Source organism: Sphingomonas baiyangensis (assembly GCF_005144715.1).
Lineage (GTDB): Bacteria > Pseudomonadota > Alphaproteobacteria > Sphingomonadales > Sphingomonadaceae > Sphingomonas > Sphingomonas baiyangensis.
The window spans coordinates 22,796-43,206 of record NZ_SWKR01000002.1; the positions used below are offsets into that span (position 1 = coordinate 22,796).

Annotated in this window: 18 protein-coding genes and 1 tRNA gene; 6 read left to right on the forward strand and 13 right to left on the reverse strand. The window is 67.8% G+C overall.

Going from position 1 to position 20,411, the window contains the following annotated elements:
* The 7 genes from FBR43_RS03205 to FBR43_RS03230 form a co-directional block, all read right to left on the reverse strand.
* On the reverse strand, nucleotides 1–1,053 hold the full coding sequence (locus tag FBR43_RS03205) for an amidohydrolase family protein (RefSeq protein WP_136941828.1): 1,053 nt from the start codon (nucleotides 1,051–1,053) through the stop codon (nucleotides 1–3).
* A 3-nt stretch (nucleotides 1,054–1,056) separates the two neighbouring features.
* Nucleotides 1,057–2,484 carry an NAD-dependent succinate-semialdehyde dehydrogenase gene (locus tag FBR43_RS03210; RefSeq protein WP_136941829.1) on the reverse strand — a complete coding sequence of 476 codons (1,428 nt, stop codon included), beginning with the start codon at nucleotides 2,482–2,484 and terminating at the stop codon, nucleotides 1,057–1,059.
* A 48-nt stretch (nucleotides 2,485–2,532) separates the two neighbouring features.
* Nucleotides 2,533–2,691 (reverse strand): hypothetical protein, encoded by a 159-nt coding sequence (locus FBR43_RS16035; RefSeq protein WP_169542467.1) that lies wholly within the window; start codon nucleotides 2,689–2,691, stop codon nucleotides 2,533–2,535.
* Between the two features lie 76 nt (nucleotides 2,692–2,767).
* Nucleotides 2,768–3,109, reverse strand: a complete 342-nt coding sequence (locus FBR43_RS03215) for a dihydroneopterin aldolase (protein WP_136941830.1) — start codon at nucleotides 3,107–3,109, stop codon at nucleotides 2,768–2,770.
* Nucleotides 3,106–3,969 carry a bifunctional 5,10-methylenetetrahydrofolate dehydrogenase/5,10-methenyltetrahydrofolate cyclohydrolase gene (locus FBR43_RS03220; RefSeq protein WP_136941831.1) on the reverse strand — a complete coding sequence of 288 codons (864 nt, stop codon included), beginning with the start codon at nucleotides 3,967–3,969 and terminating at the stop codon, nucleotides 3,106–3,108. The genes FBR43_RS03215 and FBR43_RS03220 overlap by 4 nt, the downstream gene beginning before the upstream one ends.
* A 14-nt stretch (nucleotides 3,970–3,983) precedes the next feature.
* Nucleotides 3,984–4,835 carry a formyltetrahydrofolate deformylase gene (purU, locus tag FBR43_RS03225; protein ID WP_136941832.1) on the reverse strand — a complete coding sequence of 284 codons (852 nt, stop codon included), beginning with the start codon at nucleotides 4,833–4,835 and terminating at the stop codon, nucleotides 3,984–3,986.
* Nucleotides 4,832–5,704: a methylenetetrahydrofolate reductase gene (locus FBR43_RS03230; protein WP_136941833.1), complete on the reverse strand. Its 873-nt coding sequence runs from the start codon at nucleotides 5,702–5,704 to the stop codon at nucleotides 4,832–4,834. Before FBR43_RS03230 ends, purU begins: the two co-directional genes overlap by 4 nt.
* A 95-nt stretch (nucleotides 5,705–5,799) precedes the next feature.
* On the opposite strand from FBR43_RS03230, the gene FBR43_RS03235 reads away from it, so the two are divergent.
* Together FBR43_RS03235 and desA are read left to right on the forward strand one after the other, a co-directional pair.
* The gene (locus FBR43_RS03235; RefSeq protein WP_136941834.1) at nucleotides 5,800–6,525 is read left to right on the forward strand and encodes an alpha/beta fold hydrolase; all 726 of its coding nucleotides are present in this window, start codon (nucleotides 5,800–5,802) and stop codon (nucleotides 6,523–6,525) included.
* Nucleotides 6,522–7,919: a syringate O-demethylase gene (desA, locus tag FBR43_RS03240; RefSeq protein ID WP_136941835.1), complete on the forward strand. Its 1,398-nt coding sequence runs from the start codon at nucleotides 6,522–6,524 to the stop codon at nucleotides 7,917–7,919. The genes FBR43_RS03235 and desA overlap by 4 nt, the downstream gene beginning before the upstream one ends.
* Before the next feature lie 147 nt (nucleotides 7,920–8,066).
* Here desA and FBR43_RS03245 read toward each other — a convergent pair whose 3' ends face one another.
* The 3 genes from FBR43_RS03245 to FBR43_RS03255 all read right to left on the reverse strand — a co-directional run bounded on the left by FBR43_RS03245 (nucleotide 8,067) and on the right by FBR43_RS03255 (nucleotide 12,585).
* Entirely contained in the window at nucleotides 8,067–8,846 is a 780-nt protein-coding gene (locus FBR43_RS03245; RefSeq protein ID WP_249276432.1) for an IclR family transcriptional regulator, read from the reverse strand.
* Nucleotides 8,830–11,307 carry a TonB-dependent receptor gene (locus FBR43_RS03250; protein WP_249276433.1) on the reverse strand — a complete coding sequence of 826 codons (2,478 nt, stop codon included), beginning with the start codon at nucleotides 11,305–11,307 and terminating at the stop codon, nucleotides 8,830–8,832. Before FBR43_RS03250 ends, FBR43_RS03245 begins: the two co-directional genes overlap by 17 nt.
* 147 nt (nucleotides 11,308–11,454) lie before the next feature.
* Nucleotides 11,455–12,585, reverse strand: a complete 1,131-nt coding sequence (locus FBR43_RS03255) for a cobalamin-independent methionine synthase II family protein (protein WP_136941837.1) — start codon at nucleotides 12,583–12,585, stop codon at nucleotides 11,455–11,457.
* Between the two features lie 144 nt (nucleotides 12,586–12,729).
* On the opposite strand from FBR43_RS03255, the gene FBR43_RS03260 reads away from it, so the two are divergent.
* Together FBR43_RS03260 and FBR43_RS03265 are read left to right on the forward strand one after the other, a co-directional pair.
* A complete protein-coding gene (locus tag FBR43_RS03260; protein ID WP_136941838.1) occupies nucleotides 12,730–14,853 on the forward strand; it encodes an acetate--CoA ligase family protein in 2,124 nt (707 codons plus the stop codon).
* 11 nt (nucleotides 14,854–14,864) lie between these two features.
* Nucleotides 14,865–15,260: a nuclear transport factor 2 family protein gene (locus FBR43_RS03265; protein ID WP_136941839.1), complete on the forward strand. Its 396-nt coding sequence runs from the start codon at nucleotides 14,865–14,867 to the stop codon at nucleotides 15,258–15,260.
* A 78-nt stretch (nucleotides 15,261–15,338) separates the two neighbouring features.
* Here FBR43_RS03265 and FBR43_RS03270 read toward each other — a convergent pair whose 3' ends face one another.
* On the reverse strand, nucleotides 15,339–16,142 hold the full coding sequence (locus FBR43_RS03270) for a DUF1134 domain-containing protein (protein WP_249276434.1): 804 nt from the start codon (nucleotides 16,140–16,142) through the stop codon (nucleotides 15,339–15,341).
* 195 nt (nucleotides 16,143–16,337) lie between these two features.
* On the opposite strand from FBR43_RS03270, the gene FBR43_RS03275 reads away from it, so the two are divergent.
* Nucleotides 16,338–16,429, forward strand: a tRNA-Ser gene (locus tag FBR43_RS03275).
* A gap of 63 nt (nucleotides 16,430–16,492) precedes the next feature.
* Nucleotides 16,493–17,311, forward strand: a complete 819-nt coding sequence (locus FBR43_RS03280; protein WP_136941840.1) for an ATP-binding protein — start codon at nucleotides 16,493–16,495, stop codon at nucleotides 17,309–17,311.
* A gap of 3 nt (nucleotides 17,312–17,314) precedes the next feature.
* On the opposite strand, the gene FBR43_RS03285 is transcribed toward FBR43_RS03280, so the two are convergent.
* Both FBR43_RS03285 and FBR43_RS03290 read right to left on the reverse strand, forming a co-directional pair.
* Nucleotides 17,315–19,426 (reverse strand): hypothetical protein, encoded by a 2,112-nt coding sequence (locus FBR43_RS03285; RefSeq protein ID WP_136941841.1) that lies wholly within the window; start codon nucleotides 19,424–19,426, stop codon nucleotides 17,315–17,317.
* Nucleotides 19,423–20,343: a GNAT family N-acetyltransferase gene (locus FBR43_RS03290; RefSeq protein WP_169542468.1), complete on the reverse strand. Its 921-nt coding sequence runs from the start codon at nucleotides 20,341–20,343 to the stop codon at nucleotides 19,423–19,425. The genes FBR43_RS03285 and FBR43_RS03290 overlap by 4 nt, the downstream gene beginning before the upstream one ends.
* Nucleotides 20,344–20,411 lie beyond the last annotated feature (68 nt).

The window sequence follows — 20,411 nt, forward strand, 5'->3', positions numbered from 1 at the left end:
TCAAAGCTTGAAGACGCGCTCGGCGTTGGTCTGCATCAGCTTCTTCTTGGCCGCGTCCGAAATGTCGAGCAGGTCGTGCGCGCGCACCTCGTCGGCGACGTATTCGTAAGGATAGTCCATCGCGTACATCACGCGATCCTCGCCCATCACCTCGTGCATCAGCTTGATCGCGGGCGGGAAGGGTAGGCCGCTCGTGGTCGCCAGAACATTCTCGCGCATATAGCCGAACATGTCCTTCTTGAGCGGCTTCAGCCGCTCGTAGCGCTGCGAGCGCACGCCGGCCTGGTGCATGTAGTTGATGCGATACAGCCAGTAGGGGATCGCCTCGCCTCCATGCCCCACCGCGATCTGCAGATCGGGATAGCGATCGAAGATGCCCGTGGTGATGAGCCGAAGCAGGTGCATCCCCGTCTCGACGCCGAAGCCGAAGATTGCGCCGTCGAGCCCGGCCTCCACCATGCCGCCGATCATGCTGTCGGGCAGCGTCTGCGGATGGATGTAGAGCAGCTGGCCGGTATCGGCCAATGCGCGGAAGATGGGGTCGAACTGCGGCTCGTCGAGATAATGGCCCTGCGTGTGGCTGTTCACCATCACGCCACGAAAGCCCATTTCGGCGCCGCGGCGGATCTCGGCGGCCGACCATTCGGGGTCCTGCGGCGCGATCGAGGTCATGCCGACGAAGCGGGTCGGATGCGCCTGGCAGCGCTCGGCCAGATAGTCGTTGGCGCGCTGCACCATGGCCTTGGCCTCCTCGGTGTCGAGCAAGGGCTGCACGCCCGGCGAGGTGAGCGACAGGATGGCGACGTCGATGCCCGTCGCGTCCATGTCGGCCAGCCGGCGCTCGCCAAGGTCGAGCAGCCGGTCGATGATGAGCGTCGCGCGCTCCGAAGGCGAGGTTGCGTAGAAGCCCCAGAGCGAGACCATGCCCTTGTCGGCGGTGCCATCCTTCACCATCCGCAGATAGGCATCGATCTGCTCGCGCGTGGCAAAGGCTTCCTCGGTGGCGATGCGCTTGTAGCCGCGATCGCCGCCGGTCTTGAGTTCATGGGTCATCGCTTATCCCTCGTGAATTGCCTTGGTGACGAAGCACGCCTCGACGCCTTCGGGCCCGTCCTCCGATCCGTGACCCGACCATTTCACCCCGCCAAAGGGCGAATCGGCGCCGCCGATCATCGTGGTGTTGATGCCCACCATGCCGCTCTCGACATCGCGCGCGATGCGGCGCTGGCGCTTGGCGTTCGGCGTCCAGGCATAGGCGGCAAGGCCATAGGGCAAGCGGTTCGCCTCTTCGATCATCGCATCCTCGCTGGCGAAAGGATTGATGATGGCGACGGGGCCGAACGGCTCCTCGTGCATGATGTCGGCATCGAGCGGCACTTCGGACAATACGCTGGGCTTGTAGAAATAGCCGCGATTGCCGATGCGCTCGCCGCCGGTGTGCAGCGTAGCACCCTTGTCCTTCGCGTTGCCGATCAGCCGCTCCATCGCGTCGGGGCGGCGCGGATTGGCCATCGGACCCATCTGCGTGCCCGCCTCAAGCCCATCGCCCACCTTCACCGCCGCCGCGCGCTCGGCAAAGCCGATGCGGAAGCGCTCGAACACGTCCTCCTGCACAATGAAGCGCGTCGGCGACACGCAGACCTGGCCTGCGTTGCGATATTTTGATGCGACCATCGTATCGAGCACCTGGTCGACGTCGACATCGTCGAACACCAGCACCGGGCCGTGGCCGCCCAACTCCATCGTCGTGCGCTTGCAATCCTCGGCCGCGAGCTTGGCCAGATGCTTGCCCACCACGGTCGATCCGGTGAAGCTCAGCTTGCGGATCACCGGGCTGCCCAGCAGATGGCGCGAAACCTCGTCGGGCACGCCGAACACCGCCTGCGCCACTTCCTTGGGCAGGCCCGCGTCGATCAGGCATTGCAGCACGCCGAGCGCCGAAGCCGGCGTCTCCTCGGCGGCCTTCAGGATCACCGAACAGCCCGCCGCGATCGGCGCGCCGAGCTTGCGGCCCGGATTGCCGAGCGGGAAGTTCCACGGCGCGAAGGCGGCCACCGGCCCCACCGGCTCCTTCGTCACCGTCGATCGCTGGCCTGCCGGGCGCACCAGCGTGCGGCCATAGATGCGGAACACCTCGCCGGCATAGAAATTGAACAGGCCGACATTCATCATCACTTCGATCTTGGCTTCGGCAAAGGGCTTGCCTTCCTCCATCGTGGCGATGCGCGCGAGATCCTCCTGCCGTTCGAGCAAAAGGCGCGCGGCGCCCTGCAGCACCGCGGCGCGCTGATGCGGCGTCGAATCGCGCCAGATGCGAAAGCCCTTCGCGGCGGTGTCGAGCGCACGATCGAGATCGGCGGCATCGGCCAGCGGCAGTTCGGCCAGCGTCTCGCCGGTCGCGGGGTTGACGACGGCGTGCGTGCGGCGGCTGCCGCCCGAAACGCGTTCGCCGTCGATCACCATGTGAAGGTCGGGATAGGTCATTGCTTCATCCTGTCAGGCCGCATCGGCGCGGCGGGTAGGGGCAGGGGGTCAGGCGCCGGCCTTGGCGATCGCGGCGGCATCGTCGCCAACCGCCTGTTCGACGGCGTCGGGGCCGGCAGGCTCGCGTGGGGCTTCGAGATGCGTCACGCGGCGCGTCAGTTCGGCAAGCGCGCGTTCCAGCGCCGCGATCCGATCTTCGTCGGTCATATCCGCTCCTGATAGTCTTGTATCGAAACCGGAATGCGGCGTGATCGTTGATTAGTCAACGTCCTGTAGGTTCGAATTATCGCGTGCGCGTTACCCGCACGCCTGCCATGCCGCCGGGCAGCGCCTCGGGCTTGTCGATTCGGACCTCGACGCGCGTGACCGGCCCGAGCGCGAGGCACGCCTCGGCGAGGCGGTGCGCATAGGTCTCGATCAGGTCGACATGCGTGTCGGCGAGCGTTTCGGCGGCGCGCACGATGTCGCAATAATCAATCGTCTCGGCGAACTGCTCGATCGGCGCTGCGGTTTCCAGCGTCGCCCATGCGGTCACGATCAGCGGCTGGCGGCGACCGCGCTCGTGATGGTGCACGCCGATCCGGGCCGACAGCGTCAGCCCTTCGACGCCGACGATGGTGGTCATCCGGCGGCGCGCGCCGCGCTGTCCGCCGCCTGCACGGTGTTGGCGAGCAGGCAGGCGATCGTCATCGGGCCGACGCCGCCGGGCACCGGGGTGGCGGCGCGCGCATGGCCCATCTCGTCGAAGGCGGTGTCGCCCACCAGCCGCGTGCGTCCCTCGGTGTCGGTGACGCGCGTGATGCCTACGTCGATCACTACCGCGCCGGGCTTCACCCAGTCGCCGCGCACCAGCCGCGGCGCGCCGGCCGCGGCCACGACGATATCGGCGCGGCGCACGATATCGGGCAGCCCCCGTGTGGCGATATGCGTGACGGTGACGGTGCATTCGCGCTCAAGCAGCAGCATCGCCACGGGTTTCCCGACGATGTTCGACTTGCCGATGACCACGGCGTTCAATCCGCGATACTCCTCGATCACGCGATCGAGCAGTTCCATGCAGCCGAGCGGCGTGCACGGCACCAGCCCGCCGGTGCCGGTCGAGAGCCGTCCGACATTGACCGGGTGAAACCCGTCGACATCCTTGCCGGGCGCGATCGCATCGAGCACGCGGCCGGCGTCGATCTGCTCGGGCAGCGGCAACTGCACGAGGATGCCGTGGACCGTTGGGTCTGCGTTGAGCGTATCGATCAGCGCGAGCAGATCGGCCTCGGGCGTGTCGGCGGGCAGGCGATGCTCGAAAGAGGCGATGCCCACCCGGCCGCACTCGCGCACCTTGTGCGCGACATAGACTTCGCTTGCGGGGTTTTCGCCCACCAGCACCACCGCCAGCCCCGCGGCGATGCCGCGCGCGGCAAGCTCGGCCACGTCCTCGGCGGTGCGCGCCGAAAGCTCGCGCGCGATGGCGCGTCCGTCGATGGGGGTCATGCGCGCGTCGGGCGTCAGCGGAAGACGACGGTGCGCGCGCCGTTGAGCAGCACGCGATCCTGCAAATGGTGCGTCACCGCCTCGGCCAGCACGCGGCGCTCGATGTCGCGACCCTTGCGCACCATGTCGTCGGGCGTGTCGGCATGGCTCACCGCCTCGACGTCCTGCGCGATGATCGGCCCTTCGTCGAGATCGGCGGTGACGTAGTGCGCCGTCGCGCCGATCATCTTAACGCCGCGATCATGCGCCTGGTGATAGGGCTTGGCGCCCTTGAAGCCCGGCAGGAAGCTGTGATGGATGTTGATGCAGCGCCCTGAAAGGAAAGCGGCCAGATCGTCCGACAGGATCTGCATGTAGCGCGCCAGCACCACCAGATCGGCGCCGCTCTCGGTGACGATCGCCTTGATCTGCGCTTCCTGCTCGGCCTTGGTCTCCTTGGTCACGGGCAGATGGTGGAAGGGAATGTCGCCGATCATCGTCGTGTGCAGCACGCGCTGCGGGTGGTTCGAGATAATGCCTACCACCTCCATCTGCAATTCGCCGGTGCGATAGCGATAGAGCAGGTCGCCGAGGCAATGGTCGAACTTCGACACCATCAGGATCACGCGCTGGCGCTCGCTCGCGGCGCGCAGCGACCAGTCGGCGCTGATCTCGTCACCCACCGCGGCGAAGGCGTCGCGCAGCGAGGCGGCGTCGCGGCCCGCGACCTCGAACACCACGCGCATGAAGAACCGGCCGGTCAGCCCGTCGTCGAACTGCTGCGCATCGACGATGTTGCCGCCTTCGCCGGCGAGGAAGCCGGCGACGCGCGCGACCAGCCCCGGGCGGTCGTCACAGGAAAGGCGGAGCGTGTAGCGATCGGTCATTTGTGGCGGGCCTCATAATCGTTGATCCATTCGACGGTGCGCACCAGCCCGCCAAAGGGGTAGAAATGCAGGCGGACGGGGCCGTGCTGCGGCCCCAGCCGCTCGGCGAAGCGATCGACCAGTTTGTCGGGGCCGGCAGTGCCCAGCAGCTTGGTGATCGAGATGCCGTATTTGCTGAGCACCGCAGTCGATGCGCCGACGCCGCAATGCGCGGCGAAGCGCATCAGCGTCTTGATGCCGGCGGGGCCGGGCACGCCGATCCGCACCGGCGCGTCGATGCCGCGTGCGCGCAGCTTCTCGAGCCAGTCGATGAACGCGTCGGCATCGAAGCCGAACTGCGTGACGATCAGCGTCGCCATGCCGCGCCGCGCGATCTCGGCCTGCTTGGTCTCGAGCGCTTCCCAGCATTGCGCCTCGTCCATCGCCGGATGGCCCTCGGGATGGCCGGCGATGCCGATCGCCTGGATGCCGTTGGCCTCGAACAGCCCCGTTTGGATCAGCGCCATCGTGTCGGCGAAGGGGCCGGCGGGGACGGGCGGGTCGCCGGCGACGAGAAACGCGCGCCGCGCCCCGGCTTCGGCGACGGTGCGGCGGATCGTCTGTTCGAGCTCGTCGTGCGAGGTGATGCGGCGCGCCGACAGATGCGGCATCGGCTCGAAGCCCAGCCGCCGCACGTCGGCCGCCGCCTCGATCCGCGCATCCATCGATTCGCCGGGCAGGAAGGTGATCGCGACGGGCGTCTCGGGGGCGATGCGCGCCGCCGCTTCGGCAAGCGCGGGGCGGTCCTTCGCCGTCATTTCGAGCGAATAGCCGTCGGTCATGCCTTCGGGTGCGCGGCCCCAATTGGGGTGAATGGCTGGAATCGTCATCATCGTTCCTCTCGCCGGCGGACGACCGCCTGCGCGCCGTCGCTGCTCGCTTTGCCTCTAGCGAAGGTAGCTTCCATCGTATAGATGAAATCTTCATGGACGCGAAAAGAGACGATCTGCTGCTGCTACCCGGGCTGATGTGCGACGCGCGCATCTTCGCGCCGCAGCTGTCGGCGTTCGCCGGATCGACGGTGGCAGAGTATGGCGATGCCGATACGCTCGCGTTGATGGCCGAACGCGCGCTTGCCAACGCGCCTACGCGCTTCGCGCTGCTCGGCCATTCGATGGGCGCACGCGTCGCGCTCGAAGTCGTCCGCCAAGCGCCCGAACGGGTATCCCGGCTCGCGCTGGTCAGCACCGGCGTCCACCTGCCCGATGCCGACGAGGCGCCCAAGCGGTACGCCCTGCGCGATCTTGGTCGCGCGGAAGGCATGGCGGCGCTTGTCGATCGCTGGCTGCCGCCGATGATCGCGCGCGACGATGCAGCATTATATGCCATACTGCGCAGCATGTGCATCGATGCCGGTCTGTCGCGCTTCGAGGCGCAGATCGCAGCACTGCTCGCCCGCCCCGAAGTCGAGAGCCTGTTGCCAGGGCTCGCCTGCCCCGTGCTCGTCGCGACGGGCGGCGAGGATCGCTGGAGCCCGCCCGCGCAGCACGCGGCGATGGCCGCGCGGATTCCCCATGCCCGGCTGGGCATCGTCGAAGGCGCGGGCCATATGCTGCCCGTCGAAGCGCCGCGCGAGCTCAACGGCCTCATCGCCGATTGGCTGGCGATGCCCGCCCTGCCGCACACCCCATCCCAAGGAGAGACGCCATGACCGACAAGTCCCTGCAAAGCCTGCTCGACGAGAGCGGCGATATCGTCGAGCTGCTGCGCAACCAGCAGACCGGCCCCAATGTATATCCCGGCGTGCCTGCCGAATATTCGAACTGGCGTGCCGAGCAGCAGGCCTGGGCGCAGAAGGCGGTGCTGTTCAACCAGTCGTTCCACATGGTCGACCTGCTCGTCGAAGGCCCCGATGCCTTTGCGATGCTCAACTATCTGGGCGTCAACAGCTTCAAGAATTTCGTGCCCGATCGCGCCAAGCAGTTCGTGCCCGTCACGCCCGAGGGCTATGTGATCGGCGACGTGATCCTGTTCTATCTCGAGGAGAACAGCTTCAACCTCGTCGGCCGTGCGCCGGTGATCGAATGGGTCGAGTTCCACGCCGCCACCGGCGACTGGGACGTGACCGTCAGCCGCGACGAGCGCACCGCCGTGCGCCCCGATCCCGAACGCCGCCGTTCGTATCGCTTCCAGCTCCAGGGCCCCAACGCGATGCCCGTGCTCGAGCGCGCGATGGGCGAGACGCCTCCCGAGCTGAAATTCTTCCACATGGCGCGCCTCAACTTCGCCGGCTGCGAAGTGCGCGCGCTGCGTCACGGCATGGCGGGCCAGCCCGGCTACGAGCTGTTCGGCCCGTGGGAGGATTACGACAAGGTCCGCGACGCGCTGATCGAGGCGGGCAAGGATTTCGGGCTCACGCTGGTGGGCGGCCGCACCTATTCGTCGAACACGATCGAATCGGGCTGGATCCCGTCGCCGCTGCCCGCCACCTATACCGGCGAAGGCACGCGCGCCTTCCGTGAATGGCTCGGCACCACCAGCTACGAGGCCAAGGCGTCGATCGGCGGCAGCTATGTGCCCGAGAGCGTCGAGGGCTATTATCTCACGCCATGGGACCTGGGTTATGGCCCCTTCGTCAAGTTCGACCACGACTTCATCGGCCGCGACGCGCTTGAGCGGATGGCGGGCCAGCCGCAGCGCCGCAAGGTCACGCTGGCGCTCGACAATGAAGACCTGATGCGCGTGCTCAGCTCGCAATTCACCAAGGGCGACCGGGCGAAGTACATGGAGTTCCCGAGCGCGGTCTATTCGATGCACCCCTATGATCAGGTGCTCAAGGACGGCAGGCTCGTCGGCCTGTCGACATGGATCGGCTACAGCGCCAACGAAGGCCGGATGCTGACGCTCGCGATGGTCGAGCCCGACATGGCCGAGCCGGGGACCGAGGTGACGTTGCTGTGGGGCGAGCCCGACGGCGGCACCCGCAAGCCCACCGTCGAGCGGCATGTGCAGACCGAGATCAAGGCGATCGTCAGTCCCGTGCCGTTCAGCGAGGTCGCGCGCGACGCCTATGCCGAAAGCTGGCGCACCCGCCAGCCGGCCTGAGAAAGGCGGGGAGGGCGGCGCGCGCCGCCTTCCCCGGAGCCGACCTATCCGTTCGCACTGAGCTTGTCGAAGTGCCGTCGTGCTGCTCTGTCGAGAAGGGCAGTGCTTCGACAGGCTCAGCACGAACGGCGTTGCCTGAACGCGCCTCTAACCCGCCAGCAACGCCGCCGTGCGCTTGAGCAGCTCGCTGGCACGCGCTTCCACTCCGGCATCGAAGCGCACGCTCGGGATCGCCACGCTGAACGCGCCCAGCAGCCCGCCGGCCGCCGTCACGGCGCAGCCCACGCCCTGGATACCCGGCGTATGCTCCTCGCGCGTGCGCGCCACGCCCTGCTCGCGGATCGTCGCGATCTCGGCGCGCAGCGTCTGTGCGTCGGTGATCGTCGCGCCGGTGAAGGCGGGGCGGGGGGCCTCGGCCAGATAGGCCTCGATCTCTTCGTCGGGCAGCGCCGCCAAGATTGCCTTGCCCGCCGAGAAGCCATGCAGCGGCGTGCGCGTGCCCATCTGCACGGCGTAGCGCAGCGCATGCTGGCTGGTCTCGGTCACCAGCGCTTCGACTTCCCAACCCTTGCGCACGAAGAACGACGCGGTTTCGTTCAACTGCACGCGCAGCGCACGCACGAGTGGAGCCGCGCGCTCGGCAAGCGAGAAATCGTCGTTGCGCCGTTGCAGCCGCGCCAGCCCCGGCCCGGCGGTATAGCGCCGCCCGCTGCGCGCCAGATATTCGCGCTCGACGAGCGTGCCCAGCAGATAGGACAGGCTGCTGACCGGAATCGCCAGCGCCGCGGCGATCTCCTGCGCCACCACCGGCGCGTCGCGCGCGACGACATATTCGATGATGTCGAGCGTGCGCAGCGCCGACTTGACGGTGGGGGCAGCATCCGCTCGCGCGGGCGTGCTGCCCCGGGGATCAGAAGCGATAGCCAAGCGTGACGCCATAGGTGCGCGGCGGCAGATAGGTCACGCCGATCAGCCGCCCCGTCGCCACCGCGAAGGTGCTGCTCGCGCGATCGATGTCGGCGAGGTTGCGTACCCATGCCTGCGCGGTGATCCGGCGATTGTCGGTGGTGTAGTTGATCGACGCGTCGACCAGCGCATAGGGCGCCGAGCTCTCGATCTCGCGCTCGAACTCGCTGAAATAGATGCGGCTGCGATACGACACGTCGCCCATCAACGTGATCTGGCCCGCGGTGTCGAGCGGAATGTCGTATTCGCCGTGCAGATTGAACGCCCATTCGGGCGTGTTGCGCACGCGGTTGCCGGCAAGCTGGATATCGCCGCTGCCCGGCGCGCCGAACGCCGTTGGATCGGGATTGGTGACGGCGTTGTACGGCGTGCCGCCCGCCACGTTGGCGGGGTTGAGCGGATCGAGCGTCAGATAATCCTCGAAGCGCGCATCGGTGTACGACAGCGCGCCCGACAACCGCAGGTTGCGCGCCGGCTGCGCGAAGATGTCGAGCTCGAAGCCGTCGGCGGTGGTGCTGGCGGCGTTCTGGAAGATCGTGGTGTAGCCCGTCGGCCCGCCGGTGATCGTCTTGTTCAACTGGAGGCCTTCGAGGTCGTAATGATAGCCCGCGAGCGTGATCGTCATGCGGCGCTCGAACAGGCTGGCCTTGACGCCCAGCTCGTGGTTGCGCACCGTCTCGGGGTCGACGATCACGCGCGATCCCGACGCGTTCTCGCCCGAGCCCGCCTTGAAGCCTTCCGAATAGGTATAATAGAGCAGCAGGTCGTCGCTCGGCTCCCACGACAGCCCGAGTTCGGGCGTGAAGTCGCGGAAGCTGCGCTCGACGCGTGTGCCGGCGGCAGTCGGGTTGAGCGTCGGCAACGCGTTGAGGTTCGATGCCGGCACCGCCGCGCTGTAGCGGATGATGATCGACGGGTTTTCTGAATCGACGCGCTCGTAGCTGTAGCGGCCGCCGAGCTTGAGCGTGAAGCCGGCAAGCCCGTCGGACAGGGCGCCAAGATTGATGTTCGCCTGGCCGAACGCGGCATAGGCCTCGGTGCCCAGGTTCGATCGCGTGCAGACGCGCTTGGGCGCAACGATCGTGCCCGCCACGCTTTCGGGGCCATAGCCGCACAGCGAATAGGCGAGGTCGAGCGGAATGCCGTCGCGCTGGAGGATCGCGATGTTGGTCGGCAGGCCGTTGCGCCGGCCGAGCCCCACCGTGTCGATGGGCCGCTGCCGCTCGTGGAAATAATAGGCGCCGACGACGAGGTTCACGAAGTCGGTATCATAGTTCATCTGCAGTTCGTTGCTGAACTGGCGGCTGTCGATGCGCCGCTCCTGCACTGTCGTCGGCTGGCCGTTGATCGTGAAGCCGTTCTGCACCGCCGACAGATCCAGATCCTGGAACAGCGCGGTCTCGAAGTCGCGATAGTTGGTGATGTTGGTTAGCCGCACGCTGTCCGAAAGTTCGGCGGTGAAGGTGCCGGTGAACGAATAGGATTCGGTATCGGTGCCCGGCTGCACCTCGCTCGCCAGATCGCGCGGGCGCACAGCATATCCGCCCACACCCAGCGGCGCGAGCCGGGCGACGCCGGGAAAGGAGGCGCGCAGATAATGGATCGCGCCCGATGCGTCGTCCTGGCGGAAGAACTCGCCCGTCAGCAGCAGGTTGATCGTTTCGGAGAAGTTGAATTGGAGGTGCGCGCGCGCCATGCGGCGCTTGAGATCGTCGACATCGCCGCCGGTAATGGGATTGACGCCGAAGCCGTCGCGATCCTCGGTCTTGGCGGCGATGCGGAACAGGATCGCATCAGTGATCGGCCCGCCTACTGCCGCCTCGGTGATGAGCTGGTTGTAATTGCCGTAGGTCAGCCGTGCATAGCCTTCGAGCGTCTGGCTCGGCCGCGCAGTGATGAGGTTGATCGATCCGCCCACCGCATTGCGGCCATAGAGCGTGCCCTGCGGGCCGCGCAGCACCTCTACACGTTCGAGATCGAACAGCGAGGTCAGCTGCGCCTCGGCGCGCGCGACATAGGCGCCATCGACATGCAGCGCGACGCCCGTCGAGCTGCCCGTGGTCGAGGTATTGGCGCCGACGCCGCGAATGAAGATCTTGGCCTGATTGAAGTCGCTGCCGAAATTGACCGACGGCACGATCGTCTGGAGATCCTGCAGGTTGTTGACCTGCGCATTGGCCAGCCGCTCGGCGCCGATCGCGCTCACCGCGCCGCTCACGTCGAGCAGCGACTGCTCGCGGCGCTGCGCGGTGACGACGATGTCGCCGCCGAATTCGGGGGGTGCCGCCTGCGGAGTCGTTTCCTGCGCATCGGCGGGCAGGGGCGCCGTGTCGGCTACTGAAGGTTGCGGCCCTGGCGCGGTCTGCGCGAAGGCGGGCATGCAGGCGAACAGGCTAGTGGCGGCAAGGAGACCAAGGCGCATATCGAACCTCCCCAATGCTGCCGCGCATTGATTGCGCGGCTTGCATGGCAGGCGTGCCCAAAGGTTATGCGACGTACAATAGATCATTGACGCGAAAGATTCATCAGCGTGAACGCCGCGTTCGATGATATGTCGTACCCTATTTTTCTATGACAGACGCGCCGCCGCAATGTCGGCGCCCTCGCGCAGGCTGCGCAGCTTCGCCCAGGTGACGGCGGGGTCGATCTTGCCGTAGCCGGCAAAGGTGCCGAAGCCGCAATCCGTGCTCGCCACCACGCGATCGGCGCCGACGATCGCGGCGAACCGCTCGATGCGCTGCGCGATCAGTTCGGGATGCTCGAGATAGTTCGAACAGGTGTCGATCATTCCCGGCGCCAGGATTTTGTCGTCGGACAGGCGCGCGTCGCGCCACACCGTCCATTCATGTTCGTGGCGCGGATTGGCGGCTTCGAACAGGATCGTCGCGGGCCGCGCCTTTAGCACGATGTCGATGATCTGCTCGAGCGGAATGTCGTGGTCGTGCGGGCCTTCGTAATTGCCCCAGCAGACATGCATGCGCATCCGGTCGGGCGCGATGCCCGCGGTAGCGGCGTTCAGCGCCTCGACATTGGCTTCGATGGTGCGCAGGAACGTCTCCTCGTCCATTTCCTGATAGCCCGTGTGGCGCGACATGGCGAGGTCGGGGCAGTCGAGCTGCAACTCGAACCCGGCATCGATGATCGCGTCATATTCGGGTGTCATCGCCGTCACCAGATCGGCGAGATAGGCTTCGTGGTTGGGATAGAAGGCGTTCTTCTGAAACGCGGTGATGAGACCGGGCGACGCGGCGTTCATGAATGCGCGCGTGCCTTCGCCATGCGCGTCGAGCGCGGCGCGGAAGCGTCGGATATCGTCGTGCAGCGGCTGGAGGTTCACCAGCTTCACCTCGCCGATGCACGACGCGCGCGTGAATTCCTGCGATCCCATGATGTGCGCCAGCTTCGCGCGCAATTCGGGCAGCGGCGCGAGGTCGAGCGCGCTCAGCCGATCGGTATGGCCGCCAAAGCCCGACAGCCGCTCGATCATGTAGGTCGAATAGCCGACCTTGCCGAGCTCGCCGTCGCTGACGATCGAAACCCCGGCCTCGACCTGCGCCTTGACGGCATCGGCCACCGCCTGCGACACGACGGTATCGAAGGCGTCGGCGTCGTACGGCTTGCCCTGGTCGCGTGCGAGCAGCAGCGGCGTCAGTTCGGGGCCGCGCGGCAGGCTGCCGACATGGGTGGTGGCGATCGTCATGCTGCTCTCCCGTAACCGCACGGCGTTCTGCCCCAGTTTCGCGTGCGTGTATATATCGCGTACATGAAAATCACGGTGACGACGGCTTGCTTGGAATGTATGCCCGGTGCACAGAAGCGCGCGCTGGCAAAGGGAGAGTATGCGATGGGCAACGATCAACCGGTCAAGGCCGAACGGCCGCCGCTTGCGCTCGAACGTCTGTTGCGGCCCCGATCGGTGGCGATCGTCGGCGCGTCGGACAAGCCCGGCGCGCTCGGCACGTCGGTGCTCGCCAATCTCGATCGCGCGGGCTTTGCCGGCGACATCCATCTGGTGAACCCCAAGCGCGAGGCGATCGGTAGGCGACGCTGCGTCGCCTCGGTCGACGATCTGCCCGAAGGCGTCGACGCAGCGATCCTCGCCATTCCGCGCGCGGCGGTGCTCGATACGGTGCGGGCGCTCGCACGCCGGCGGGTCGGCGCTGCCGTGGTGTTCGCAGCGGGCTTCGCCGAGGATGGCCCGCAGGGCCTTGCCGACGAGCAAGAGATCGCACGCATCGCCGCCGAGGCGGGCATGGTCGTCGAAGGGCCGAATTGCCTCGGCCTCGTCAATTTCGTCGACAATGTGCCGCTCACCTTCATCGAGATGCCGCCCGTGCGCGTCGAGGGCGATGCGCGCGTCGCCATCGTCTCGCAATCGGGCGCGATGGCCGCGGTGCTCGCGACGACGATGATCGCGCGCGAGGTGCCGCTCGCGTCCTATATCTCGACGGGCAACGAGGCCGCGAGCGGCGTCGAGGACTATCTGGCGCATCTGGCGAGCGAGCCCTCGGTCGCGACGATCGCGATGGTCGTCGAGCATTTCCGCAATCCGCAGCGCTTTCTCGCCGCTGCGCGCGCGGCGCGTGCGGCGGGCAAGCATATCGTGCTGCTGCATCCCGGCCGCAGCGATGCCGGTGCCGCCAGTGCCGCGACGCACACCGGCGCGATGGCGGGCGACTGGGCGGTGATGCGCACGCATGTCGAACATGCCGGCGTCATCCTCGTCGAATCGCTCGAAGAGCTGGGCGACGTGGTCGAGATCGCGACGCGCGGCGCCGCACTGCCTTCGGGCGGCACCGGCGTCGTCGCCGAATCAGGCGCGCTCAAGGCGATGCTGCTCGATCTGTCGGAGGATATCGCGCTCGCGCTGCCGAAGCTCGGCGACGCCGACAGCCCGGCATTGCGCGAGGCGCTGCCCGATTTCGTGCCGGTATCGAACCCGCTCGACGTGACGGCGATGGGCCTTGTCGACCCCGGCCTCTATGGCCGCACCATCGCCGCCTTGATGGAGGATGCGCGTATCGGCGCGATACTCGTCACGCTGATCCAGACTGATATCGGCACGTCGAGCGTCAAGTTCGCCGCCGTCGCCGACGCGCTCGACCGGCTGGGCACGCCCAAGCCCGTCGTGGTCGCCGGCGTCGACGAGGGCGGCGGCGTGGCGCCTGCCGATATCGCGCGGCTGCGCGCGCACGGCGTCGCCTATCTGCCCACGCCCGAGCGTGCGGCGCGCGCGCTGGCGCGGCTGGTCAATCGACCCGACCCCGGAGCGGCAACGACGTCGCAGGGCGCCGCGATCGAGGGCCTCCCCGTTTCCGGCACCGTACCCGAATATCGCTCGAAGCAACTGCTCGGCGCACACGGCATCGCCTTTCCGCGCTTCGAACTGGCGACCAGCCTCGACGAGGCGAAGGCCGCCGCCGATGCGCTCGGCTATCCGGTGGTGCTCAAGGCGCAGGCCGCCGATCTGCCGCACAAGAGCGATGCCGGCGGCGTCATCGTCGGGCTCGCCGATGCGCAGGCGCTTGCCGAAGGCTGGGAGCGGCTGCACACCAACATCGCCGCCGAGCGTCCCGGTCTCGCACTCGACGGCGTACTGGTCGAGGCGATGGCGAAGCGCGGGGTCGAACTCATCGTCGGCGCGCGCAACGACCCGCATTGGGGGCCGGTGATCCTTGTCGGCTTCGGCGGCGTCGCGGCCGAATTGCTGCACGACGTGCGCCTGCTGCCGCCGGGGCTGTCGCACGAGGCCATCGTCGCCGAGATCGGCAAGCTGCGCATGGCGCCGCTGCTCAGGGGCTTTCGTGGCGCGTCGGTTGCCGATGTCGATGCCGCTGCGCGGATCGTCGCAGCGCTGTCCGCCGTGGTCGAGGCCAATCCGGCGATCACCGAGATCGACCTCAACCCCGTCGTCGTCTATCCCGAAGGCGAGGGCGCGCTCGCGCTCGACGCGCTCATCTCGCTCTGAAGGATATCGCGATGGACCAGCAGCAACGCTACGCGATCGAGTGGGAATGCACGCGGCTCATCAACCACTACGCCAATCTCAACGATGCCGCGCGCTGGGCCGAGGTCGCCGCGCTCTATGCCGAGGACGGTGTGATGACCCGGCCGACCGCCCCCGATGAGCCGATCGTGGGGCGCCCCGCGATCCTCGCGGCGTTCGATGCGCGTCCGCCACGCACCACGCGCCATGTCACCGCCAATATCGTCGTGACGGTGCACGACGCCGATCACGCGACGGCGACGAGCGCGATGCTGCTCTACACCGCGCCCGACAAGCCGCCGCTGGTGGGCGGCTTCGAGGACCGACTGGTACGCGTCGAAGGCGAGGGCTGGCGCTTCGCCGAACGCCGCGGCACCCTGAGCTTCTAGATTCGTTTGCGGCTACGCTGCGGGCCGGTGCCGTAGCGTTTCAGCTTCGCTAAAACCGCATCGGACTGAGCGTCGCGCTCAGAAGGGCAGCCAGCGCGACTGCTCGCTGAAGCGCATATAGCCGACATTGGCGCCCAGCCGCCAGCCGACACCCAGCCGGATCGGGATCAGCACCACGTCGCCGCGCCGCATATACGTCGCGGCGAACCCGCCGACGAAATAGACGCGGCCCTCGGCCGCCGGAAAGCGGCGGTAGAGCTCCTGCGAATCATAGAGATTGTAGACGAGCACGAACACCTTGTTGGCGTCGCCGCCGGCATCGAAGCCCAGCGACGGGCCCGTCCAGTAGACGGGGCGCTGCCCCTCGATCCGGTGCGTCATCACGCCCGATCCGTAGCGCACGCCAAGGATGAAGGCGCCGGCGGCTTCGCGTCCGGCGATATAGGCGTTGGGCCGGCCCTGCTCGGCGAGCAGCTTCTCGAGCAGCCCGGCAAGTCCTTCGGCGCCCTGGCCGAACACGCCCTCGGCCGCGGCCAGCAGATCGTCGCGCGCGAAGCTGCTCTCGGCATTGGTGGTCTGCGCGGCGAGAACTTCGCCGCTCGGCGCGGTGCCCGTAGCGGGCGGCACGGCGGCGACGGCGGGCGGCGGGCCGGTCGCGGGCAGCGGCGGCGGAGCACTGTCCTGCGGGCCGGGATCGACCGCCATCTCGTCTTCGCGCAGCGGCTCGCTGGCAGCCGGGGGAGGGGTGGCGCCCGATAGATCGCCGTCGATCGCGCTGTTGGGATCGATGGTACGGACCTGCGCCTCGGCGACTGCCGGCGCGACGGCCATCAGCATCGCGGCGATCGCGGCCGTCGCGCGCCTCGTCATGTCGACAAGCATCGGTAAACTCCCCCGTCCAAGCGCCCCGCGTTAACCCTATACCCCTGCGAGCTTTCACGGCAATGAACCGGCGACGACCCGAGTCGATTTCGCGCCGGAGCGTATCGCGACCCGTCGCGCGCGCGGAATGCAAATCCTCGTTGATCGACCGGCACGCGCTCGCTATAGCCCCGCCCTCAGCGCCGGCATGCGCCCGGAGACGTGGGTGAGTGGCTGAAACCAGCGGTTTGCTAAACCGCCGTATGGAGAATTCCGTACCGAGGGTTCGAATCCCTCCGTCTCCGCCATATCTTGGCTCGCCGCCGATGCGCCGGCTTGACGCCGATCGCTCGATGCCGCGAGAACGCGGCATGGCCGTTGTTCCCGATCCACTCAGCCGCATCGCCGATGCCCTCGACCGGCTGGCACCCGCGCCGCCGCGCGCTGCCGACCTCGGCGCGCATCCTGCGTATGTCTGGCGCGGGGGCATACTCGCGGCCGCGCGGGCCTTCGCACCGCTGGCGCCCGATCGCCTCGTCGGAATCGACGCGCAGAAGGCCGCACTCATCGACAATTGCCTGCGGCTTGCGCGCGGTCATGCGGCGCAGGACGTGCTGCTGTGGGGCGCGCGCGGCACGGGCAAGTCGGCGCTTGCCAAGGCCGCGGTGGGGGCGGTGCAGGCGCAGCGCCTCGACCTCGCACTGATCGAGGCGGCGGCAGGCGAGCTTGCCAGCCTGCCTGATCTGTTCACGCTGATCGGCAGCGCGGCGCGCCCCTTCGTCGTATTCATCGATGATCTGGGCTTCGATACGCCGGGCGATGCGCGTGCGCTGCGTTCGCTGCTCGAAGGCGGCGCCGAGGCACGGCCCGACAATGCGCGGCTGGTCGTCACGGCGAACCGCCGCCACTTGGTGCCGCGCGCGATCGACGAGCATGGCGAGGCGGTCAATCCGCGCGATGCGATCGACGATCAGCTCGCGCTCGCCGATCGCTTCGGCCTGAGCCTCGGGTTCCACGCGCTCGACCAGCAGGGCTATCTCGCGATTGTCGCCGGCTATGCCCGCGCCCATGGCCTCGCGTTCGATCCGTCCGACGCGATCGAGTGGGCGGCACGGCGCGGCAGCCGGTCGGGCCGCGTCGCCTGGCAGTATGCTATCGAGCTGGCGGGCAGGGCGGGCAAGGCGCTCTAGGATTTACGACTTGTGCGGCGGCAGATGCAGCAGCGCGCGCACCGCGTCGCGCCGCGCATAGGCAACCACTGCGGTCAGCGCGATGACGGCGATGCTGGCGACGATCGCCACCGCGCCGAGCAACTGCGAAACGGGGTGTCCGATGCCCTTCCAGCCCGCCAGGTCGGGATGCGCGCCGGCATAGTCGGCAAGGCCGAACAGGAATTGCACGGCGCCCAGCAGCGCGAGCACGAACACCACCGCCTCGAGGTTGCGCTTGCGCATATCCTCCGCATCGCCTTCCACCCGTCGCTTGCGCGCCTCGAGATCGGTCGCCAGATCCTCGAGGCTGAGCAGCGCCCGTTCCAGCGCGGCATGCTTGCGCCGCGTGCCGCGCAGCAGCTCGAGCTCGGCGAACACGTCGCGCTCGGTGTCGTACCGGAACATGTTCACATGCGCGTGGCGCTCGTAGCGCTGGAAACCCGAGATCTTGATGCGGTTGATCGCGGCTTCGACTGCGGCATAGTCGCACGCGGCTTCGTCACCGCGCACCGCCGCGTGGATGCCGTCGATCGCCTGCACGCTCTCGCGCTCCTGCGCACGCGCGAGGAACTCGTTGTGCAGCGACAGGGTGTGGATCAGAAAGGCATAGGGGCAGGTGCCGATATAGTCGTTGCCCGTCTCCAGACTGCGCGAATGCGGCGCGTAGGTTATCATCGCGCGGTGGTTGGCGTAGCGAACGAAAAAGCCTTCGGCCTGCTGTTCCTCGGTAGCGGGGTAGATGGGATCGAGGCTGTCGAGGATTTCCGACGTGTCCTGGTTCATGAAATCGATGATGTTCTGGTTGAATCCGGACAGGAACAGATAGTCGAGGCAGTCGGTGCGCCCACGCTCGAATGCGGGGACGTGCAGCGTTCCGCCCTTACCGTCGTCGAGCGTGCCGGCACGGATTGCCAGGATCTCGGCATCGGTCAGCCCGGTGTAGCGCGGATCGTCGGGCCGTTCGCGCGCCCAGTGCCAGAAGCTGCCGGCCGCGCCGTCGACCAGCCGGACCTCGCCGATCCCCGCCGCGTCGATCGCCTCGCGCAGTCTGGCGGCATAGGGCGCATAGCAGTCGGCGCGCACCATCGCCCGCCGCGGTATGGCGTTTCCCTCGGCATCGGGGGGCGGGATCAGACGCGCGAAGAAGCGCGGGTCGTGGAAGAACAGCAGCGTCCGGCATTTGGGGATGGCGAGGCCCGGCACTTCGGGGATCGGCGTTCGCTCGACCAGCGCCGCCAGCGCCTCGGCCGGGGCAGGGGGCGATGCTGCGTGCAGGCCCGCGCGTGCAAGTCGCGCCAGCATCGTCGTCATATCGGCACCGAAGCGGTCGCGCACGAAATGCCAGAACGGCCGGTCCGCGTCCCCGGCAACCGCGAAGCGCATGTCGTCGAGCGGGGCGATGCCCAGCACGTCGTCGAGCGGATTGGCGCTGTGCGCGCCTGCACCCATCGCGCGATCGAGCAGGTCGGGCGCCAGCGCGAACTCCTTCGGGCCGGTCAGCTTCTGGAGAAGCGCGAGGAAATAATAGTCGGCGGGATCGTGCGCGTAGCCGAGCGCGAAACTGAGATGATAGGATAGCGCGCCGTTATTGTGCACGAACCAGAAGCGTCGCAGCACCGCCCGGCGCGGCGTGGCAAGACCTTGCAGCGCAGCGACGAAGCGCTTGCCCTCGGTCGTCCAGCCGACTTCGGCGGGCGCCGTAATGTCGACATCGATCGTCGCGCGCGCCCATGCGCTGGCGGCGGCCTCGTCGCCATCCGACGGCGGATCATCGGCGGCGAGCACGAAGTCCTGCGTATTGCCCATCCATTCGCGATCGGCGATGTCGTTGAACAATGGCTCTACCGCGTTGCGCAGCGCGCGCGATACGGGATCGCGCATCTGGATCGCGCGGATCGCCTCGGCATCGAAAGCACGATCGAACAGCGGTTTTGCGGCATCCGTTCCGGCCGCGGCGCACGGCAGCGTTTCGATCGGACCGCCCGCGCCGTCGACGAACAACCGTCCCGCATCGATATACAGGCTTACCGTCCAGTGCAGCGTCTGGGGTTGCGCGGCGCAATAGCCGGTGGCGGGCTTGGCGGCGGCGCTCATTGCAGCGCCGTCGCCAGCGCGCGCAGCGAAGGGGCCGTGCGCGCGCCGGCCTCGTCGCGCAACCGCGCCAGCGCCCGCTCGACCGTCAACAGCGGTACTTCGCGGCGTTCGTCGATCGCGGCCAGCATCGCGCCGGCTACGGCGTCGCCGCGCGGGTCACGGCCCTTCAAAACCGATACGCCCAGAAAGCTCGTCAGATGCGCGGCAAGATACGGTGCCGGCAACGCCGGCGCGCCGGCGCCGATCACCGAATAGGCAAGGCCGTCATCGGCCGCCTGCGTCGGGGACAAGGCGGGCTGGACATAGTCGATGTCGACCAGCCGCGCGCCCAGCCGCGCCCACAAGGCGAGCCGATCGATCTGGTCGATCCCGGCGGCCCGCGTATCGGCGGCATAGGCTTCGGCCGTCATGCGCAGCGGATCATTCTGCTCGAGAAAGATCGCCGCATCGGTGCCCGCGAGCAGGCCGAGTGCGGTGGCAGCCCGCTCGCGTACCGCCTCGAGCAGCGTGCGCGTCAGGCCCTTTCCGCGCGCCGCGCCATCGACATAGAGATAATTGAGCGCGATCGCGATCGGCGGCGCTGCGCCACGGTCGGCGATATGCGTGGCAAGGAAGTTGGCGCCTCCCAGCAGCCGCCCGTCGGCATCCTCGGCGACCAGCACCAACTCGCGCCGTGGCAGGGCAAGCCAGTCGAACGCGCGATTGTTGAGTGCCAGGCAGGCGACGAACCCGTCGCGTTCCTCGCGTTCGTCGGGCAGCACGAAGTTGCGGTCGTACCCCGCCATGAAGCGGTCGAGCAGCGGTGCATCAGGCCGGTCCGCGACATGGATCGCGATATCGCGTTCGATAGCCTCGATCGTCGCCGCCATAAGGTCTCCGCTCGCCGGCAGGATGATCGCGCGCGGTGGCGATGCCAAGAGCCTGGCCGGCATTCGCGCAAGAAAAAAGCCGCCGCCCGGGGGGCAGCGGCTTCTTCCTTGCTCGC

Bases quoted from the DNA above. Each gene is read 5' to 3' on its own strand.
- FBR43_RS03250 (WP_249276433.1), bottom strand. From the start codon at position 11,307: ATGCGCCTTGGTCTCCTTGCCGCCACTAGCCTGTTCGCCTGCATGCCC.
- FBR43_RS03265 (WP_136941839.1), top strand. From the start codon at position 14,865: ATGGACCAGCAGCAACGCTACGCGATCGAGTGGGAATGCACGCGGCTC.
- FBR43_RS03215 (WP_136941830.1), bottom strand. From the start codon at position 3,109: ATGACCACCATCGTCGGCGTCGAAGGGCTGACGCTGTCGGCCCGGATC.
- FBR43_RS03220 (WP_136941831.1), bottom strand. From the start codon at position 3,969: ATGACCCCCATCGACGGACGCGCCATCGCGCGCGAGCTTTCGGCGCGC.
- FBR43_RS03270 (WP_249276434.1), bottom strand. From the start codon at position 16,142: ATGCTTGTCGACATGACGAGGCGCGCGACGGCCGCGATCGCCGCGATG.
- FBR43_RS03260 (WP_136941838.1), top strand. From the start codon at position 12,730: ATGGGCAACGATCAACCGGTCAAGGCCGAACGGCCGCCGCTTGCGCTC.
- FBR43_RS03235 (WP_136941834.1), top strand. From the start codon at position 5,800: ATGGACGCGAAAAGAGACGATCTGCTGCTGCTACCCGGGCTGATGTGC.
- FBR43_RS03205 (WP_136941828.1), bottom strand. From the start codon at position 1,053: ATGACCCATGAACTCAAGACCGGCGGCGATCGCGGCTACAAGCGCATC.
- FBR43_RS03280 (WP_136941840.1), top strand. From the start codon at position 16,493: ATGGCCGTTGTTCCCGATCCACTCAGCCGCATCGCCGATGCCCTCGAC.
- desA (WP_136941835.1), top strand. From the start codon at position 6,522: ATGACCGACAAGTCCCTGCAAAGCCTGCTCGACGAGAGCGGCGATATC.
- FBR43_RS03230 (WP_136941833.1), bottom strand. From the start codon at position 5,704: ATGACGATTCCAGCCATTCACCCCAATTGGGGCCGCGCACCCGAAGGC.
- FBR43_RS03255 (WP_136941837.1), bottom strand. From the start codon at position 12,585: ATGACGATCGCCACCACCCATGTCGGCAGCCTGCCGCGCGGCCCCGAA.
- FBR43_RS03285 (WP_136941841.1), bottom strand. From the start codon at position 19,426: ATGAGCGCCGCCGCCAAGCCCGCCACCGGCTATTGCGCCGCGCAACCC.
- purU (WP_136941832.1), bottom strand. From the start codon at position 4,835: ATGACCGATCGCTACACGCTCCGCCTTTCCTGTGACGACCGCCCGGGG.
- FBR43_RS03210 (WP_136941829.1), bottom strand. From the start codon at position 2,484: ATGACCTATCCCGACCTTCACATGGTGATCGACGGCGAACGCGTTTCG.
- FBR43_RS16035 (WP_169542467.1), bottom strand. From the start codon at position 2,691: ATGACCGACGAAGATCGGATCGCGGCGCTGGAACGCGCGCTTGCCGAA.